This is a genomic window from Hymenobacter frigidus (genome assembly GCF_014640435.1).
Classification (GTDB): Bacteria; Bacteroidota; Bacteroidia; order Cytophagales; family Hymenobacteraceae; genus Hymenobacter; species Hymenobacter frigidus.
The window spans coordinates 1-745 of record NZ_BMGY01000104.1 but is presented as its reverse complement, the minus strand read 5'-3'; the positions used below and the strand labels follow the sequence as shown (position 1 = coordinate 745).

General features: G+C 63.5%; 1 protein-coding gene. It reads right to left on the bottom strand.

Annotated elements, in window-relative coordinates:
* On the bottom strand, positions 1 to 702 hold a 702-nt coding region (locus tag IEW17_RS20640; RefSeq protein ID WP_188563952.1), incomplete at its 3' end, for a sigma-54-dependent transcriptional regulator.
* Positions 703 to 745: the final 43 nt, after the last annotated feature.

The window sequence follows — 745 nt, the reverse complement described above, 5'->3', positions numbered from 1 at the left end:
GCGGCTGGCCTGGGCATCCGTGAACGCGCCCTTGGTGTGCCCAAACAGCTCGCTTTCAAACAACCCCTCGCTGAGCGCGGCTACGTCGGCGGCCACAAAGGGCCGGGCGGCGCGGCGCGACTGCTCGTGCAGGGACTTGGCGACCAACTCCTTACCCGTGCCGTTCTCGCCGAGCAGCAGCACGTTGGCTTCGGTCGGGGCGACCTTTTCAATAATAGCGCGCACTTCCTGCATGGCGGCTGACTCTCCGAGTAGCGCGGTAGCCGCGGCCGGCCCGACTACTTTTTTCGGCGTGCCCCCGCTTTTGCTGCCGGTTTTAGGTTGAAGGGCGGCGGCCAGCGTTTGCAGCAGCTGTTCGTTGTGCCAGGGCTTGAGCAGGAAGTCGGTGGCGCCGGCTTTAAGGGCGCGGACCGCCGTGCGCACGTCGCCATAGGCCGTAATTAGGATAACGGCCGTGGTGGGGTTGTGCTCCAGGATGCGGCCCAGCCAGTAGAAGCCCTCGTTGCCCGTCGCCTGGCCGCTGCGGTAATTCATGTCGAGCAGCACAACGTCGAAGTGCTGCTGGCGGAGCAGGGAGAGCAGCAGTTCCGGGTTTTTCTCCGTCACAACTTCCCGCACCTCGCTTTTGAGCAGCAGCTTGAGCGCGAACAGCACGTCGGGCTCGTCGTCTACCACCAGGATGCGGGCGTGCTTAGGGATCATGAAAAAGGCTTGGTAAAACGTAAAAGTCGGGGCTGACGGGTAC